This window comes from Frankia sp. RB5 (genome assembly GCF_059816245.1).
This window is the reverse complement of the sequence record NZ_JCBATA010000023.1, coordinates 33,668-51,230: the sequence shown is the minus strand read 5'-3', so window position 1 is coordinate 51,230 and position 17,563 is coordinate 33,668. Positions and strand designations below refer to the sequence as shown.

Below are 17,563 nucleotides of genomic sequence, written 5' to 3'. Positions count from 1 at the left end.
AACGGCGACACGGAATCCGACAACCCGTATTCCGACGGGAGCGGACCCGGCCGGGCGACGTAGTATCGAAGGGGCGGCGATATGCGTACGCCGCAATATCAGAATGAGTCCGTCCGTAGCCTGCCCGGGGATGGGGAGTGGCCCGCGTCTTCATCAGTCATGCCAGCTCCGACAGCACGTTCGCGGAGCGGATCCACCGCGAGCTGGCCGATCTAGGGCACCAGGCATTCCTGGCCCGGGACATCCGCAAGGGAATCCGGGTCGGCGATCTCTGGAAGGACCGTCTGCATCAGGAACTGCGCGCCGCCGACGCGGTCATCTGCGTACTCACCGACGCCTATAACGCGTCCCCCTGGTGCGCGTACGAGATCGGCATCGCGCACGAGGTCGGCAGTCTGCTGCTGCCGCTGCGCTCCCAGCCGGGAGTCACCTCCCCGCTGCTGGACGACCGGCAGCACGTCGTCGCCGCGGTCGACGACGGCTGGATCGGCGATCTGGACGTCGCGCTGCGCCGGGTCGACGCCTCCGGCGGGCTCGGCTGGGCATGGGAGCGCTCGCCGTTTCCCGGCCTGAGCCCGTTCACCCGGGACATGGCCCGGGTCTTCTACGGCCGTGACGACGAGCTGCGCCGGCTGACCCACCGGCTGCGCGCGCTCAGCGACCGGCGCCTGCTGCTCGTCGTCGGCGGCTCGGGCTGCGGGAAGTCGTCGCTGGTCGGCGCCGGGCTCGCCGCCCGGCTGGGTGGTGAGGCGGGCTGGCTGGTGGCCGAGCCGTTCGTGCCGGGCCGCGACCCCGTCCGCAAGCTGGCGCTGGCGCTCGCGAAGGCGGCCGAGACCGCGGGCGCGCCGTGGGACGCGCCCGACGCGCTGCGGCGGCTGCGCGGGGAACCGAGTTCCCTCGCCACACTCAGCGAACGTCTGCTCGACGCGGTGCCCGGTCCCCCGCGCGACCGGCTGCTGCTCGTCGTCGACCAGGGCGAGGAGCTGTTCACCCGCACCGGGCCCGAGGACCGCTCGCACTTCGCCGCGGTGCTCTCCCGCGGGCTCGACGGTCCCATCCGGGTCGTCATCGCGGTGCGTTCGGAGTTCCAGGACCAGCTGTTCGCCGTGCCCGAGCTGCGCGACGCCCACCTGCACGCGTTCCCGCTGCGCCCGCTCGGGCGCGACATGCTGCACGTCGTGATCACCGAGCCGGCCCGGGTCGCCGGCCTCGCGGTCGATCCGGAGCTGGTCGGCCGGATGGTCGAGGAGACCGCGGACGGGGAGGCACTGCCGCTGCTGGCCTTCACCCTGCATGAGCTGGCCCGCGGCCAGACCCGCGGCGGCCGGCTGTCCGAACGGCGCTACGACGAGCTCGGCGGGGTGCGCGGCGCGCTGGCCCGCCGCGCCGACGCCGTGCTCGACGAGGCGGTCGCCACCTCCCGCCTTCCCCGCGAGGACATCCTCGCGAGCATGACGGAACTCGCCACCCTGGACGAGGCCGGCCGGCGCACCCGCCGCCGCATCGACCTCGACGAACTGTCCTCGGCCGCGCTACGCACCGCCCTCGGGACCTTCGTCGAGCAACGGCTGCTGTCCACGGCGAGCGACAGCGGCAGCTTCGGCGGCACGGCCGTGGGCGTCGTCCACGAGGCGCTGCTGACCGCCTGGCTGCCCCTGGACGCGGCGATCCGCGGGCGGGAGGCGGCGCTGCTGGCAGAGGGCCAGGTCGAGCGGGCGGCCGCCGAATGGGCGCGCGGCGCGGACGGTGCCGGCACCAGCACCGGCACCGGCACCGATGGGCCGGCGAACGGCCAGGTAAACGGCCAGGAGGACCACGCGCTGTGGGGCACCGACCGGCTGCGCGCCGCGACGACCATCCTGTGGGGGTCCCACGACCGGTTCCGGGCCGGCGCCGAGCCGGCCGTCAACCTCAACCGCCTCGGCCGCCAGTTCCTCGCCGCCTGCAACCAGCGGGCCGAGGACCGGGCCCGCCGGGACCGGGCTCGGCGCCGGCGCATCACCATCGGGCTGTCCCTGCTGCTCGCGCTGGCCGTCCTCGGCGGCGTTACGACCTACTGGCAGGCCGACCGGGCCCGGGCCGCGCAGCAGGCCGCCGAGGACGCGCAGCGAGCCGCGATCTCCCGCGCGCTGCTGACGTCCGCCGACGGCGTCCGCGACACCGACCCGACGCTGGCACTGCGCCTGGGCATCGCCGCCGCGGCGATCGGGCCGCACGCGGCGGGCGGCCAGCCGGACCCGGCGAGCCGGGCGAACCTGCTGCAGAGCCTCGCCACCGACCCCGCCGGGCTCGCCAGTCGCGGCGATCCGGTCACCGCCGTGGCCTTCTCCCCACGCTCCGATCTGCTGGCCGCCGGCGGGGCGGACGCGTCGGTCCAGCTATGGACGGTCGTCCGGGGCCAGACCGTCGCGCTCGGCCCGCCGCTCACCGGGCTGCGCGGCCCCGTCGACACGGTCGCGTTCACCGACGGCGGCCGCACCCTGACCGCCACCGACACCGGCGGCCATCGCCAGGCGTGGGACATCGGCACCCGCACACGTCCTCGCCCCCTCGGCATCACCGGCACGTCCAACACCGGCACGTCCAACACCGGCACGTCCAGCACCGGCACGAGTCTCGGCGACCCGCGGGTGGCCCGGGTCGGGCAGCCCGGATCGCCGGTGACGATCGAGGCCGACGGGCGGGACCTGCGCGCCGGCCGCGCCCAGGAGAACGGCCAGTCCGGCGTCATCGACGTCACCGCGGTCGGAGATGACGGCGGCCGCCGGCCGCTCGGTCAGATCCGGACCGACACCGGGTCGGTGCGGGCGTTGGCCTTCTCCCCCGACGGCAGCATCCTGGCCAGCGCCGACTCCGGCGACGGCGTGCGCCTGTGGCACGCGGTACCCGCCGGTGGCGCCTGCCCCGCGGGCGCCGCACCCGCGACCCCGACATCGGTACCGACACCGGGCTCGCCGGCGTCGGAGCCGTCGGCGTCGGACCCGGTGACGTCGGACCCGGTGAGATCGGGCCCGGTGACGTCGGGCGGGATCTGCCCCGTCGGCGAGCCGCTGCGGGGCCATCGCCGCTCGGTGCTGTCCCTGGCGTTCTCCCCGGACGGCACGCTGCTGGCCTCCGGCGCCTATGACGGCAGCATCCGCCTGTGGAGCCTCGATCCGGTCGCGGACTTTCTCACGGGCGGCATCGTCGCGCGGGCCTGCCGGGTCGCCGGCGGCGGCCTCGACGCCTCGTCCTGGCAGTTCTACGTTCGTGGCCTGCCCTTCCAGCGGACGTGCCCGCGGTGATCGGCGATCGGTGCCGCGCGATGCTTCCCGTCGGGCCTGCGCGGGCGGACCATCTTTAACATGGCGTTGACATACGGCGTTCCCGCCCGCTTCGAGATACCGACGGTCATCACCTCCCGGCTGGTCCTGCGCGGCTGGCGGCCCGCGGACCTGCGCCCCTACGCGGCCATGAACGCCGATCCGCAGACCATGCGCTACCTGGACGGACCCATCGGCGCGGCCGCGACGGAACGCCTGATCACGCATCTCATCGGCATGTGGGCGCTACGCGGGCACGGCATGTGGGCGGTGGAGGAACGGGGCAGTGGCGAGTTCCTGGGCCGCGCCGGCGCCTACGTCGGGGAGGGCTGGCCGGGGATCGAGGTGGCCGTGTCGATCCGCCGTGACCACTGGGGGCACGGCCTGGGCACCGAGGCGGTCCGCGCGTCGCTCGCCTTCGGCTTCGAGCGGCTGGGGGTGGACGAGCTGATCACCACCACCCATCGCGACAACGCCGGGATGAACGCGATCGCCCACCGGCTCGGAATGACGTTCCGCGGCGTCGCGGACGTCGGGCCCTGGCGGGCCAGCAACGTCTACGCGATCAGCCGCGCCGAGTGGTACGCCCGCGCCCGGGCGTCCGCACCATCCCTGCCCTCCTTATCCCGCGCCTGGACCGCCACGCTGTCCCCCGGCCGGGCAGCCGCGTCCCCTTCACCGGCCATCCGGGAGCCGCGCCCCTGATCGCCCGGCCCGGCCCGGCCCGCCCAGCCCGGACCCGACCCGACTCGGCTCGGCTCGGCTCAGGTCGTCACGGCCGCTTCCCGCCCGGCGGCGGCGACCGCCCGCCAGAAATCGTCCGGCCCGTCCTGCGGGCCCGTCACCCGGCGGCCGCGCGCATCCAGGTCAGCGCGTTACCAGGGCAGGTTGAGCTCGAACGGGACGTCGGCGAGGCGCCCGGCCCGCTCCTGCAACTCCGCGACGGTCCAGCGGTGGTCGGTCTCGATCCCGTCGATGAGGGCCCAGGGCTGGAACAGCTGGACGCTGCCGCCGTGGACGAAGAACGACCGGCCCCGCAGCGGGCAGTCCGCCGTCGCCAGGTAGGCGACGAACGGCGCGATGTTCGCCGGGTCGTCCGGATCGAAGCCGAACTCGTCCGGCTTCGCCTCGCCGGACAGGCTCTCGGTGAGCCGCGTGCGCGCCGCCGGGGCGATCGCGTTCAGGCGGACGCCGAAACGGTCGAGCTCCAGCTGGGCGATGTGGGTCAGCGAGGCGATGCCCGACTTGGCGGCGCCGTAGTTCGTCTGCCCGAAGTTGCCGAACAGGCCGGACGTCGAGGACGTGTTGATCACCGCGGGCCGCAGCTCGCGGCCGGCCTTCGCCGCGTCCCGCCAGTAGCGGGCGGCCGCGCGCAGCGGCATGAAGTGGCCGCGCAGGTGCACGCGGATGACGGCGTCCCACTCCTCGTCGGACATGTTGACCAGCTGCCGGTCGCGCAGGATGCCGGCGTTGTTGACCAGGACGTGCAGGTCGCCGAACGTGTCCAGCGCGGTCCGCACGAGCCGCTCGGCGCCGTCGGCGTCGGTCACGTCGTCGCCGTTCGCGACCGCCTCGCCGCCGGCCGCGCGGATCTCCTCGACCACCTGCTGGGCCGGGCCGGCGTCGGCGCCCGTGCCGTCGGGGGCGCCACCGAGGTCGTTGACCACGACCCGGGCGCCCTCCTGGGCGAACAGCAGCGCGTGCTCCCGTCCGATCCCGCGACCCGCCCCGGTGATGACGGCGACCCGCCCGTCCAGTGCGCCCATCGCCCGCTCCTCCTCGCCCGATCCCTCCAGCCTCAATAACAGAGCGCTCTCACCGGCCGCAAGGACTGGTCACGGCCGGCGCGGACCGCTGACGGCCTGCCCCATCCGCATCGAATGCGCCTCGACCGGGCTTGTGAATACGATCCGGGCCTACGGAGCAGGCACTTTCCCCACCCCCAGGCGGGGGGCCGGTACCTCGACACCAGCCGGAACACCAGCCGGCGCGCGGGGTGCGTGGGCGGGCGCCGCACGCGCCCCGGTTCGATCTGGAGGACGGACACGTGAGCAAGCAGGTACCCCTCGTCGACTATCTGGTGCTCGACGGTCCCGACGGCTCCGCGCATCTCGCCGCGCAGGAGTGCGTCAGCTGTCAGGCCCACTTCTTCGACCACCGCATCGCCTGCGCGTCCTGCGAGGGCGAGGAGTTCCGCACCGTGGACGTGCCGACCGAGGGCGAGCTGCGCACGTTCACGATCGTCAGCTTCGCGGCTCCCGGTATCGCCGTGCCGTTCGTGGCCGCCGTCGTCGACTGCGGCGGCACCAGCGTGCGCGCCAACATCGTGAACACGCCGCCCGATCCGGAGCACGTGCGCCTCGGGATGAAGGTGCGGCTGGCGCTGACCACGGTGGGCACGGACGCCGCGGGCGTGGAGGCGGTCGGCTTCGGCTTCGAGCCCGTCGCCTGATTCCGCCAGGCAGTCGGTACCCCACCGGATCAGGCACGGTTCAGGCGAGACAGGAGACGTCCATGACGGACAATGTGTGGATCCTCGGTATCCACATGACCAAGTTTGGTAAGCACAAGACGCTCGACACGCTCGACCTCGGCGCCCAGGCCGCCCGCGGCGCGCTGCGCGACGCCGGCCTCACCATGCGTGACGTCGGCGTGCTGGGCGCCGGCAACCTGATCGGCAACGCCGCCGGTTTCGGCCAGGAGCTGCAGAAGCAGATCGGCCAGACGGGCATCCCGGTGTTCAACGTGGCGAACGCCTGTGCCACGGGAGCCACCGCGCTGCGGGTGGCCATCATGGCGATCAAGGCCGGCGAGACCGATGTCGGCATGGCCGTCGGTGTGGAGAAGCTCTCGGGAGCGGGCCTGCTCGGCGGCAACACCCGTGCCGCCGACGCGGACACCTGGACCCCCGAGGGCCGCCAGGGCGCCGTCGCCCCGCTCGACGGCCGCATCGGCACCGAGACGATGCCGGGCGTGTTCGCGCAGGTCGGCATGGAGTACGGCCACCGCTACGGCGGCACCAGCTTCGAGCTGTTCGCGCGGATCTCGGAGAAGAACCACGCCCACTCGACGCTGAACCCGCTGGCCTCGTACCAGAAGCGGTTCACCCTCGACCAGATCATGAACGACGTCATGGTCTCCTACCCGAACACGCGGGCGATGTGCTCCGCGAACTGCGACGGTGGCGCGGCGGCCGTGGTCGTCAGCGAGCGGTACCTGCGCACGCTGTCCCCCGAGCAGCAGCGCCGGGCCGTCAAGATCAGCGCCTCGGTGCTGACCAGCGACCCGTGGCAGGAGGCCTGCCAGGTCCTGCCGGACGTGAACACGCTCACCCGGCGGGCGGCCGAGCAGGCCTACGAGGCCGCCGGCGTCGGCCCGGAGGACCTCGACCTCGTCGAGCTGCACGACTGCTTCGCCACCGCGGAGCTGGTGCACTACGACAACCTCAAGCTGTGCGAGCCGGGCAACGCGGTCGACTTCTTCAACTCCGGTGCCACCTGGCGGGACGGCAGCACGCCCGTCAACGTCTCCGGCGGTCTGGAGTCGAAGGGCCACCCGGTGTCCGCGACCGGAATCGCGAACATCTGGGAGGTCGCCACCCACCTGCGCGGTGAGGCCGGCGACCGCCAGATCGAGGGTGCCCGGGTCGGCCTCGCGCACGTCATCGGCATCGGCAGCGCGTGTGGTGTGCACATCCTGGAGAAGGCCGCGGCCTGACTGCGTCCCGCACCGACACCGGGGGGCGCGGGCCGGCCATCGCCGGCTCCCGCCTCCCGGTGGCCCAGCCTAGGGGAAGAGCAGCCGACCGCCGTCAAGCATGAGCGTGGCGCCGGTCAGGTACCGGAAGTCGTCGCCGACGAGCGCGGCGACGGCGTTCGCGATGTCCGCGGACTCGTCGCCCATCCGGCCGAGCGGCACGGTCTTCAGCATCGCCCGGTACGCCTCGGGATGGGATTCCTGGAACTCGAGGCCCGCGGGGGTGAGCGCCGCCGGGCAGATGACGTTGACCCGGATGTTGTCGCGGCCCCACTCGCGCGCCGCGACCCGGCTCAGGCCGCGGATCGCCTCCTTCGTCATCACGTACGGGCCGAACCCGACGTCGCCGATGATCGCCGTCGACGAGCCGAAGTTCACGACGCAGCCGCCGCCGCGCTGCTTCATCACGGGATGGCAGGCCTGCATCGCGTAGAGCGTGCCGCGCGCCCCACTGCCGAAGTAGAGGTCGAACGTCTCGTCGTCGAGTGCGGTCAGGCGCGCGGGCGGGGCGGTGGCCTGCGCGTTGTTGACGAGGATGTCCACGCCGCCGAACGCGTCGACGGCGACGGCGACGGTCGCGTCGACGTCCGCCCGCCGGGCCACGTCGGCGGCGACCGCGACGGCCCGGGTGCCGCGCGTGGCGAGCTCCGCGACCACCGGGTCGAGCTTGGCCTTCGTACGCCCGTTGATGACGATGTTGGCGCCGCGATCGCCGAGCGCCAGCGCGATGGCTCGCCCGAGGCCCTGGCCAGCGCCGGTGACGATCGCCGTCCGGCCCTGCAGCTGCGTCCCCACCGTGCCTCCGCTCCACCGCCCGAATCGGTCGCCAGGGTGGAAGCTATCGCCGGAGTCGTTCCAGTCGCCAACGATGCCGAATCCCCTCGACAGGGTCCATGCGCTCCTCAGCAGGGTCCATGCGCTCCGAACACCAGGGCATATGTGCGGAACAGTGTCCTTATTGCTGGAGGGTGGTAGCGTCCGAAGGGTGTCGCGGCCCACGGACCCGGGGATCTCCTTCCTGGGTGATGCGGACGATCCGGCGTCCGCCGGGCTGCCGAGCCATCTTCGCTACGGCGGAGGGCCGCGTCTCACGCCTGATCCGCGGCCGTCCTGGGCCCCACTGGCCGCCCTCGGGTGGCGCCCGTCCATGGCCGACGTGCGTCGTGGATTCGCCGCGGTCCCGCCCGGCCGGCCCGCGGCACCGGTCGTAGCCGCCAGCCGGCGCTCGGCCATCGTCCTGCTCGTGCACCCGGGCTCCCCGGTCGCCAGCGGCACCGCAACGGCCGGTGCCGACGCGGCCGGCTCCCCCGCGGACGACGCCGGTGCGGTCGCCTGCCCCGTGGACGGTGGCCGGGCGGACGACGCCCACGTCGTGCTGATCGAGCGGTCGCGGACCGCCGGGACACACCGGGGTGACATCGCGTTCCCGGGCGGCGTCCTGCAGCCCGGGGAGGAGCCGGTCGACGGCGCCCTGCGGGAGGTGTGGGAGGAGATCGGCGTGCCCGCCGCGGACGTGGAGGTCATCGGGTCACTCGACATGGTCGCCACCCAGTCGGGATTCGTGATCGCACCGTTCGTCGGCCTGCTGCCGGCGCGGCCCGCGCTCCTGATCGACCGCGCGGAACTGGAGCGGGCGTTCAGCGTCCCGCTCGCGGATCTGGCGCGTGAGGACGCGCACTGGTACGAGGCACTGATGGGAAACGTGCGCCTGGCGCAGCCGTTCTTCACCGTCGGCGGCGACGCCGTCGGCTGGGGTACCACCGGCTCGCTGCTGGTCAGACTGCTCACGGCCGCCGCGGCCGGACATCGCGCGGCCGGACTTCGCGGGGAGGAATCTTGACCAGGTACGAGGACGACGAGTTCGCCCTGCTGCGGGAGAACGCCGACGAGGCCGGCATCCCCTGGGGTGGGCAGCCGACCGTGCGCCGGGTGTCGACGGATGTCGGCGGCGGCCAGAAGGCCAGCGCGCTGCTGTGGGGCGACGAGCCGCCGAAGGTCGTCTTCCTGCACGGCGGCGCCCAGAACGCGCACACCTGGGACACGGTCATCCTCGCTCTCGGGCTGCCGGCGCTCGCCGTCGACCTGCCCGGTCACGGCCACTCCGACTGGCGCGCCGACCGCGACTACATGGCCTGGCGGGCCGCCGAGGCGGTCGATCCCGTGCTGCGCGCGTGGGCGCCGGCGGCCGACGCGGTGGTCGGCATGTCGCTCGGTGGCCTGACCACGATCCGGCTGACGGCGATCGCCCCCGATCTCGTCCGCCGCGGCGTGATCGTTGATGTGACGCCGTCCGTCGGCCTGCGCCAGCCGTCGATGACCCGGGCCGAGCGCGGCACGACCGCCCTGGTCGAGGGCCCGGCCAGCTTCGCCACCTTCGAGGAGATCGTCAAGCTCACCGCCGCCGCGGCGCCGCATCGCCCGCTGTCGAACATCCGCCGCGGCGTCCTGCACAACACCCGCCGGCGGCCGGACGGCCGCTGGGAGTGGCGCTACGACCGGCTCTCGGGCGGCGACGGGTTCGCCACGCTGTGGGAGGACGTCTCCGCCGCGAAGGTTCCGCTGACACTGGTCCGTGGCGGGGCGTCGATCTTCACCGCCGACGAGGACGCCGAGGAGTTCGTCCGCCGCAGCCCGTCGGCCCAGGTCCACGTCGTCCCCGGCGCCGGCCACTCGGTCCAGAGCGACTCTCCCCTGCCGCTGGCCGCCATCATCCGCGAGGCCCTGGCCCGTTCCTGACCGACCGCCACGCCCGCTCGCGCGTTCCCGCCGGGTCCGGTGCGCGGGCGGGCGCGAGGTCAGGGCGCCGCCTCGGCGCTCGTGATGACGGGCAGCTCATCGACGGCGCGGGAGCGGACCGCCGCCGCGAGCTGCTGCCACACCGACTCGGGCAGCCGTTCCTCCACCTGGTTGCCGGGGCCGTGGCGCAGGTGCACGTGCCCCTCGCGCAGCGCCGCGAGGCCCACGGTCGGGGTCCAGGCCGTCCACTCGTCGCCGAGCCCGCCGCCGAGACGCCCGTCCCGGATCGCGCCGGTCAGGTCCCGCCACAGCGCGGCGCTCAGCCGGATCTCGTTCTCGGTGCCGGCGAACTCGTAGCGCACCAGCACGTCGCCGGCCTGTCTGCCGAAGGCGAGGGCGGGGGCGACGGGGGTGGTCCGCCAGGGCACGGCCGTCTCTCCAGGGGGTCGGGCGACATGGGGCGATAGCTGGTGCGCGGCGGTCAGGTGGGCCGGCCAGGCCCCGCCTACGGGACGGCCCAGCCGAACAACGGACGACACGTGTCCTCCTGGAAATCAATCCATATGAGTCGCGGTCCGGTTACCTTTCCGACAAGCAGAAGTCTGCGGACGCGACCGGGAGAACACCAGACGTGCGCGCGATCTGTGCTGTGCCGTGCTCTGTGCCGCACTACGCCGATCCCGTCGGTCACCCGGGCAAACCGGGAAGGGACAGTGCGGTGGACGAGGACGAGGCCGACGCCACGAAGCTTGGCCGGCGCATCCGACAACTTCGTGGACGGATGAGCCAGGACACACTCAGTCGGCGAATTGGATTTCATCGCACCCGGATTTCCAAGGCCGAGAACGGGGACCTTCCGTCCGCGGACCTGTGCGGCGCCCTCGACGAGTTCTGGCAGACCGGCGGCGAACTCCAGGCCTGGCAGGCGCGGTTGGGCGACAGGCTCGACGACAGGGAGGCGGCCACGAACAGGCGGCAGATGTTCGAGCTCTCCGCGGCGGGGCTGATCGCCGCGGAGACCTACCGGCGGCGGACCCGGATCGGCCCGGACGCGCTGACCCTCGCCGAGCTCGACGACGCGATCGACCAGCACGCGGCCGTGTTCACCACCACCCCGCACGCCGTGCTCGCCCCGCGGGTCTACCGGACGTGGACGTCCGCCGAGGCGCTGCTCGACACCGGCGCCAAGGCACGGGCGCAGGCGAAGCTGACCGCGATCGCCGGCTATTCGGCGTACATGCTCTCCCGCCTCGCGTTCAACCTCGGCGACCACTCCTCGTCGCGGCGCTTCGTCACCCAGGCCAGCGACCACGCCGACCAGATCGACGAACCGGTGCTCGCCGCGTCCGTCGCGGCGATGTCCGCCACGCTGGCGTTCTACGGCGGCCAGCACACCGCGGCCGTCGACGCCGCCCGCCGGGCGCCGGACCATCCGTACACCCGCGCCCGCCTCGCCGCCTACGAGGCGCGGGCGTTGGCCGCGCTCGGGGACCTGGACGGCACCCACGCGGCGCTCACCCGGATGCGGCACGCCACCGTCGAGACGCAGCCCCGTCCCGGCAGCTCGCCGTTCGGCGCCGCGAACGCCGAGTGGTTCAGCGCCGGCCTGCTCGCCCGCTTCGGCCGCGGCCGCGAGGTCGAGCCGATCGCCCGCGACGCCGTCGACGCGTTCGACAGCGGCCGGGCCGTCGGCTTCGAGGACCACGGGCACGCCCTGCTCGTCCTCGCGACCACCCTGCTGTGCCGTGACCAGCCAGAACCCGCCGAGGCGGCGGCGCTCGGCGGGCGCACCCTGGCGCTGCTGACCGCGAGCCCCACCCACAGCCTCGTCAGCCGGGTGGCCCGCCTCGCGGCCGATCTGGCGCCCTACCGCGCGATTCCGGAGGTGACCGACTTCCGCGAACAGCTCACGGCGACGGGTCGGCGGGCTTTGATGGAACGGTGACCCTCGACATCGGCGAGTCGGTTCCCGTCGCCGGGGTGCCTGTCGTGCGCACCAGGCGGCTGGTCCTGCGCGGCTGGGAGGCCCGCGACATTCCCGCGTACACCCGGATGGCCCTGCAATCCGAGATGAGCCGCTACACCGGCTCCCCCGGCAGCGAGTCCGCGGTGTGGAACATGTTCGCCCACCAGATCGGCCACTGGGCGCTGAACGGCTTCGGCATGTGGCTGGCGCATGACCGGGTGACCGGCGAGTTCGTCGGCCGCGCCGGCCTTTACCGCGAGCACGGCTGGCCCGGTCTGGAGGCGGCCTGGACGATATGCCCCGAGCGATGGGGGCAGGGTCTGGCGACGGAGGGCGGCGCCGCCGCCGTCGAATACGCCTTCACCCACGTCGACGCGGACCGCGTCATCTCCATCATCCATCCCGAGAACGCGGCGTCTATCCGCGTCGCCGAGAAACTCGGCCTTTCCTTCGCCGAAGCCACCGTCCGCAACGGAAACCCCCGCCACATCTACGCCCTCACCCGCGCCGACTGGAGCGCGCGGCCCGCCGTCGACGGCGGACCCAGGTGGCGGCGACTCCTCAGCGACGGTTGAGTGCTCCTATAACGGCGCACCTCAGCATCTGACGCGGAAGCGGCCCGCCGCAGTTGCTGTCCTCGCGCGGAACCGACCGCGGCCGGACGATCGGAGTCCCGCCGCGGTCCGGATCCGCCCGAGAGAGGAGAAAAGGTGGCTCTCGTCAAAAGCACGCTGTCCGTTGCCGGTGGGAGTGAGGGTCCGTCGCCCATCACGCTCCTGCGCGATCTCTCGCTCGCCTCCGCCGTTCCGGCGGCGCTGCGGACCGTACTGCGGATCCGGCTCGCCGACGAGATCGGCGACACCCCCGTCCCGATCGACCAGCTGGCGAAGGGCCTTGACGTCGACGCGGCCGTACTGGAGCGGCTGCTGCGCAATCTGCGCAGCTACGGGGTGTTCGAGGAGACCGCGGGCGGCATCGCGCACACGCCCACGTCCCGGCTGCTGCGGGAGGACGATCCGCACAGCCTGCGGAACTGGGTCCTGTGGGTCACCGAGCCGTGGGTCTGGGAGCTCTGGCCGGACCTCGAGGAGGCCGTCCGCACCGGGCGCGGTCATTTCGACGAGCGGTACGGCGCCCCGTTCTTCACGCATCTCCACAGGGAATGGCAGGAGTCGACCGAGGTCTTCAACCGTTCCCAGACCGAACTCAGCCGCATCACCTCGGACGCGATCGCCGAATCGCTGGACCTGAGCGGGGTGAAGACCTTCGCCGATGTCGGCGGCGGCCGGGGGTACACGCTGTCGACGATCCTGGAGCACCATCCGCACCTGCACGGCACGCTGGTCGACCTCCCGGCCGCCGTCGCGAACCCGGATCCGCGGCTGCGCGCCGACGGCGCGCTGGCCGGGCGGTCCCGGGTGGTGGCGGGCAGCTGCCTGGAGGAGATCCCGGTCGAGGCGGACGTCTACCAGTTCAAGAGCATCCTCGAATGGGATGACGAGCTGACGGTGACCGCGCTGCGCAACGCGGTGCGCGCCGGCCGGCCTGGCAGCCGCGTGCTCGTCATCACGAACCTGGTCGACGACAGCCCGGAGATCCGCTACGCGACCGGGATCGACCTGCTGTTCCTGCTCAACACCAACGGCCGCCGGCACACCCGCGCCGGTGTGAGCGCGCTCGTCGAGCGCGCCGGCCTGCGCCTCGAGGGCGTCACCGCGGTCCATCCGCTGCTGCACGTGGTCGAGACCACCATCCCCGGCTGAGCGGACGATGACCGAGGAGGCGCTGATGGCCACCACCGCGGCCCCACCGGACCCCACCCCACCGGACCCCACCGCCCCACCGGACCCCACGGCCGTGCACGCGGCCAACGAGGCGTTCGCCGAGATCCTCTTCTCACCCGAGGGCAGGGCCGACCCGTACTCGCGCTACCGCCGGCTGCGCGAGGCCGTCCCCGTCCATCACAGCGCGATGGGGATCTGGGCGCTCACCCGCTTCGACGACGTCAACGACACGCTGCGCAGCAGGCAGGTCGGCAAGGACGTGCGCCGCTTCATGGCCGGGCGGTTCAGCGGCGACTGGGAACAGCACCCGGCGCTGCGCAAGCTGGCCGCCGCCATGCTGTGGGCGGACCCGCCGGAGCACACCCGGCTGCGCCGGATCGTCAACCGGGTGTTCACCACGAAGCGGGTGGAGGAGCACCGGGCCGCCATCCGGCGCCGCACCGAGGAGCTGATCGCCCCGATCGCCGAGGCCGGCGGCGGCGACATCTGCAACGAACTCTGCTTCCCCCTCCCGCTGGGCGTCGTCGCCGGCCTGATCGGGATCCCGCTGGACGAGGCCCCGATCCTGCGCGAGCCGATCCGCGACTTCCAGCGCACCTTCGAGCTGGGCATGACCGCGACCGAGCTGCGCCGGGCCGACGAGGCGGCGGAGTTCCTCGACGGCTACTACGGGGAGCTGGTCCGGCAGAAGACCCGCCAGCCCGGCGACGATCTGCTGTCCGCGCTGATCGGGGTCCGCGACGGCGACGACAAGCTCAGCTTCGACGAGCTCGTCCAGATGTGCCACATGATCGTGGCCGCGGGCAGCGAGACGACGACGTACTTCCTCACCAACGGCATCCGCCTGTTCGCCGAGCATCCCGACCAGGCCGACCGGGTGCGCGCCGACCCGTCTCTGCTGGACCCGGCGATCGACGAGGTGCTGCGGTACGACCCGCCCGCGCACATGGTCCCCCGCACGACCAGCGAGGCGGTCCGGATCGGCGGCGTCGAGCTGCCCGCCGGCGCGCGGATCATGGCACTGATCGCGGCCGCCAACCGCGACCCGGCGAAGTTCACCGATCCGGACGCCTTCGACGTCACCCGCCGGCAGGGGCCGTCGATCTCGTTCGGCGCGGGCATCCACGTCTGTCCCGGCTGGCGGCTCGCCCGGCTGCAGGCGGAGGTCGTCTTCCCGGTCGTGCTGCACCGCCTGGACGGCCTGGAGATCGCCGCTCCCCTGCGCCACCGTGCCCGGGTCGCCTTCCCCCAGGTCGAGGAACTGCGGGTGCGCTTTCGCGGCTACCGGACGGAAGCCACATGACCACCGGGACCACCGGGACCACCGGGAGCGCCGGGCCCCGGCTGCGGTTCCTGTCCGGGGAGTACCTGGCCGCGCTGGAGAGCCTGGCCTCGGCCAGCCAGCCGAACATGCCGGCGGTGAACGTGCGGCTGCAGTTCCACGCCACCGACACCCCCGAGGGTCGCGTCGACTACTACCTGCTGATCGAGAAGGGCGTCATCGTCCGGGCGGGGCGCGGCGAGCTGGACCGCGCCGACCTCGCGATCACCGCCACCTACCGGGACCTGGTCGACTTCCAGACCGGCGAGCTGCACGCGGCCACCGCGTTCGTGACCGGGCAGTTCGCCGTCGCCGGGGACAAGGCGAAGCTGCTGGAGCTGATGCTCGTGCTGCAGTCCGGCTCCTACCACCGGTTCACCGCCGACCTCTCCGCCAGGACCATCTGGTGACGGCGGCGGTCCCAGGCCCGACGGCGGTCCCAGCCTCGACGGCGGCCGTCCCGGCCAGCGACCTCGACCTGTTCGCCCGCGAGACCCTCGCCGATCCGTACCCCGCCTACGCGCGGCTGCGGGACGCGGGCCCGGTCGTCTGGCTGGAACGCCACCGGGTGTGGGCCTTCGCCCGCCACAGCGCCGTGCGATCCGCCCTGCAGGACCACGAGAGGTTCTACTCCTCGGCCGGCACCGGGTACACCGACCTGCGCGGCGGATCGGCCTGGCGCTCGCGCAGCCAGCTGCAGGAGGCCGATCCGCCGGAGCACACCCGCGCCCGGCAGGTGATCGCCTCGGTGTTCTCCTCGTCGGTGGGCCGCGACCTGCGCGGCGCCACCCAGGCGGCGGCGCGGCGGCTGGTCCGCGACGCCCTCGCCCGCGGCGAGGTCGACGGCGTCGGCGCGCTCGCCCAGGCCCTGCCGCTCACGGTGTTCGCCGACGGGCTCGGCGTGCCCCGGGAGGGGCGCGCGGAGTTCCTGCCCGCGTTCGCCGAGACCGCGTTCAACCTCAACGGCCCTCCGGGCGAGCTGTTCGACCAGGCGATGGGCCGGGCCCGGACCGTCATGCCGTGGATCGACGAGCATCTCTACCCGGAGAAGCTCAGCCCGGACGGCTGGGGCGCCCAGATCCACGAACGGGCCCTGGCCGACGGCTTCACCCGCGAGCAGGCGGCCGTCCTGGTCCGCGGCATCCTGGTCGCGGGGATGGACACCACGACCAAGGGCCTCGCCGCACTGCTGATGTACCTGGCCGCGGACCCGGGGCTGTACGCCGCGCTGCGCGACGATCCCCGGCTCATCCGGGTCGCGCTCGACGAGGCGGTCCGGCTCGAAACCCCGATCCAGATGTTCTTCCGCACCGCCTCCCGCGCCGTCGACGTGGACGGCGTCACCGTCGGCGCGGGGGATCGGGTCGTCCTGCTGTTCGGGGCGGCGGGGCGCGACCCACGCCGCTGGGAGGAGCCCGAGCGCTTCGACCTCACCCGCGGGCCGGCGGGCAGCCTCGCTTTCGGCTTCGGCATCCACGCCTGCCTCGGCCGGGTGTTCGCCTACGGCCAGGCCGAGGCCCTGGTGGGCGCCCTGCAGCGGGCGTCCGCGGCGCTCGCGCCGGCCGGCCCCGCGCGGTGGCGACTGAACAACACGCTGCGCGGGCTCGGCGAACTCCCGCTGCGCCTGACCACCACCGCCTGACGACCACCGCCTGACGACCACGGCCTGACACCAGCACGCTCACGACGGAGAGCCCGAGGGAGACCATCCCTCGGGCTCTCCTGTGCCGTGCTGTTACGAGCCGGGGCGCGATCCCGCCGGTCCCGCGAGGCCGGGCGTGGCGGTGACGTGCCGGCCGGCGTGCGCGAGGGTGGCGCGGCCGTTGCCGCCGAGCGCCTCACGCAGGTGGCGGCGGGCGTCGGCGAGGGTGGACCGTTCGCCGAGCACGGCGCGGGCGGCGGCGGGATCGATCGCGACCGTGTGCGTCGCCGTCACCTCGACCCCGCCGTCCACCTCGGCGAACCGCCACCGTCCGCTGTGGCCCAGCAGCATGCTCGGTGGGACGAGCTGCTTGTAGGCGATGCTCGCGTTCGGCGAGCAGACCCGGACCGAGCAGGTCGTGTGCGCCGACCCGTCGGCGGTGACGGTGTCCATCTCCATGACCTGGATGCCGGGATCCCCCTCGGTCAGGTCGACGCGGGACACGTGCGGGAGCCGCTCGGGCCACAGGTCGGACCTGTACACGAAGTCGTAGACGTCCGGTAGCCGGCCGTCCAGGACCACGGTGTCGGAGAAGGTGTCGATGATCTCGTCGACCGGTTCACCGAGCTCGGCGACGCGCCCGAGGGCGGTCAGTTCCTCGGTGCTGTTGCGGTCGACGGCGGCCCGGATCGTCTCCCGCGCGCCGGGCTCGCTCACCGAGAACGAGTGGTCCAGCACGACCTCGGTCCTGCGGTCGTCGATCGGGCGCAGCGACCAGCCGCCGCCCATGCCGGCGACCGGCGGATTGCTGCGTTCCTGGCGAAAGGTGACGCGTCGCGCGTCGGGGTCCAGCTCGCGGCGCGATATCCAGCTGTGCACCTCGCCGTTGACCAGCGCCCAGAGCTGGAACCGCTCCTCGCGCGGGCCGCGCTGCAGGTGCTCGACGTGCACGCTCGGACCGAAGATCACCGGCCAGAGCGTCACGTCCGCGATCAGCCGGTAGAGGTCGTCCGCCGGCGCGGCGACCACCCGGCTGTGGGTCATCGTGATGTCCAT

The 17,563-nt window shown here is 73.4% G+C and carries 16 protein-coding genes; 12 read left to right on the top strand and 4 right to left on the bottom strand.

The features are described from left to right. Positions 1-137 precede the first annotated feature (137 nt). Complete coding sequence (locus AC6EXY_RS14480) at positions 138-3,284, top strand: nSTAND1 domain-containing NTPase (RefSeq protein WP_499817470.1); 3,147 nt, start codon at positions 138-140, stop codon at positions 3,282-3,284. Between the two features lie 60 nt (positions 3,285-3,344). Beyond that, positions 3,345-4,007 carry a GNAT family N-acetyltransferase gene (locus AC6EXY_RS14475; RefSeq protein ID WP_499817469.1) on the top strand — a complete coding sequence of 221 codons (663 nt, stop codon included), beginning with the start codon at positions 3,345-3,347 and terminating at the stop codon, positions 4,005-4,007. A 170-nt stretch (positions 4,008-4,177) separates the two neighbouring features. On the opposite strand, the gene AC6EXY_RS14470 is transcribed toward AC6EXY_RS14475, so the two are convergent. Next, a complete protein-coding gene (locus AC6EXY_RS14470) occupies positions 4,178-5,068 on the bottom strand; it encodes an SDR family oxidoreductase (RefSeq protein WP_101833619.1) in 891 nt (296 codons plus the stop codon). A 281-nt stretch (positions 5,069-5,349) separates the two neighbouring features. On the opposite strand from AC6EXY_RS14470, the gene AC6EXY_RS14465 reads away from it, so the two are divergent. After that, positions 5,350-5,754, top strand: a complete 405-nt coding sequence (locus tag AC6EXY_RS14465) for a Zn-ribbon domain-containing OB-fold protein (protein WP_101833620.1) — start codon at positions 5,350-5,352, stop codon at positions 5,752-5,754. Between the two features lie 62 nt (positions 5,755-5,816). Beyond that, the gene (locus AC6EXY_RS14460; protein WP_101833621.1) at positions 5,817-7,019 is read left to right on the top strand and encodes a thiolase family protein; all 1,203 of its coding nucleotides are present in this window, start codon (positions 5,817-5,819) and stop codon (positions 7,017-7,019) included. Between the two features lie 69 nt (positions 7,020-7,088). Here AC6EXY_RS14460 and AC6EXY_RS14455 read toward each other — a convergent pair whose 3' ends face one another. Next, entirely contained in the window at positions 7,089-7,853 is a 765-nt protein-coding gene (locus tag AC6EXY_RS14455; RefSeq protein WP_101833622.1) for an SDR family NAD(P)-dependent oxidoreductase, read from the bottom strand. Between the two features lie 190 nt (positions 7,854-8,043). Here AC6EXY_RS14455 and AC6EXY_RS14450 point away from each other — a divergent pair, with 190 nt between their 5' ends. Together AC6EXY_RS14450 and AC6EXY_RS14445 are read left to right on the top strand one after the other, a co-directional pair. Next, entirely contained in the window at positions 8,044-8,898 is an 855-nt protein-coding gene (locus AC6EXY_RS14450) for an NUDIX hydrolase (RefSeq protein WP_207770470.1), read from the top strand. Then, positions 8,895-9,794 carry an alpha/beta fold hydrolase gene (locus AC6EXY_RS14445; protein ID WP_499817468.1) on the top strand — a complete coding sequence of 300 codons (900 nt, stop codon included), beginning with the start codon at positions 8,895-8,897 and terminating at the stop codon, positions 9,792-9,794. The genes AC6EXY_RS14450 and AC6EXY_RS14445 overlap by 4 nt, the downstream gene beginning before the upstream one ends. Positions 9,795-9,853: 59 nt before the next feature. On the opposite strand, the gene AC6EXY_RS14440 is transcribed toward AC6EXY_RS14445, so the two are convergent. Beyond that, positions 9,854-10,222 carry a hypothetical protein gene (locus AC6EXY_RS14440; RefSeq protein ID WP_101833625.1) on the bottom strand — a complete coding sequence of 123 codons (369 nt, stop codon included), beginning with the start codon at positions 10,220-10,222 and terminating at the stop codon, positions 9,854-9,856. A 290-nt stretch (positions 10,223-10,512) separates the two neighbouring features. On the opposite strand from AC6EXY_RS14440, the gene AC6EXY_RS14435 reads away from it, so the two are divergent. The 6 genes from AC6EXY_RS14435 (at position 10,513) to AC6EXY_RS14410 (ending at position 16,507) form a co-directional block, all read left to right on the top strand. Next, a complete protein-coding gene (locus tag AC6EXY_RS14435) occupies positions 10,513-11,739 on the top strand; it encodes a helix-turn-helix transcriptional regulator (protein ID WP_101833626.1) in 1,227 nt (408 codons plus the stop codon). After that, on the top strand, positions 11,736-12,335 hold the full coding sequence (locus tag AC6EXY_RS14430) for a GNAT family N-acetyltransferase (protein WP_101833627.1): 600 nt from the start codon (positions 11,736-11,738) through the stop codon (positions 12,333-12,335). The genes AC6EXY_RS14435 and AC6EXY_RS14430 overlap by 4 nt, the downstream gene beginning before the upstream one ends. A 135-nt stretch (positions 12,336-12,470) precedes the next feature. Next, entirely contained in the window at positions 12,471-13,523 is a 1,053-nt protein-coding gene (locus AC6EXY_RS14425) for a methyltransferase (protein ID WP_207770471.1), read from the top strand. A 25-nt stretch (positions 13,524-13,548) separates the two neighbouring features. Further along, entirely contained in the window at positions 13,549-14,847 is a 1,299-nt protein-coding gene (locus tag AC6EXY_RS14420) for a cytochrome P450 (RefSeq protein WP_499842349.1), read from the top strand. Continuing rightward, complete coding sequence (locus tag AC6EXY_RS14415; protein ID WP_101832161.1) at positions 14,844-15,275, top strand: SCP2 sterol-binding domain-containing protein; 432 nt, start codon at positions 14,844-14,846, stop codon at positions 15,273-15,275. The genes AC6EXY_RS14420 and AC6EXY_RS14415 overlap by 4 nt, the downstream gene beginning before the upstream one ends. After that, positions 15,272-16,507 (top strand): cytochrome P450, encoded by a 1,236-nt coding sequence (locus tag AC6EXY_RS14410; protein ID WP_101832162.1) that lies wholly within the window; start codon positions 15,272-15,274, stop codon positions 16,505-16,507. The genes AC6EXY_RS14415 and AC6EXY_RS14410 overlap by 4 nt, the downstream gene beginning before the upstream one ends. Before the next feature lie 93 nt (positions 16,508-16,600). Here AC6EXY_RS14410 and AC6EXY_RS14405 read toward each other — a convergent pair whose 3' ends face one another. Further along, positions 16,601-17,563 (bottom strand): aromatase/cyclase, encoded by a 963-nt coding sequence (locus tag AC6EXY_RS14405; RefSeq protein ID WP_101832163.1) that lies wholly within the window; start codon positions 17,561-17,563, stop codon positions 16,601-16,603.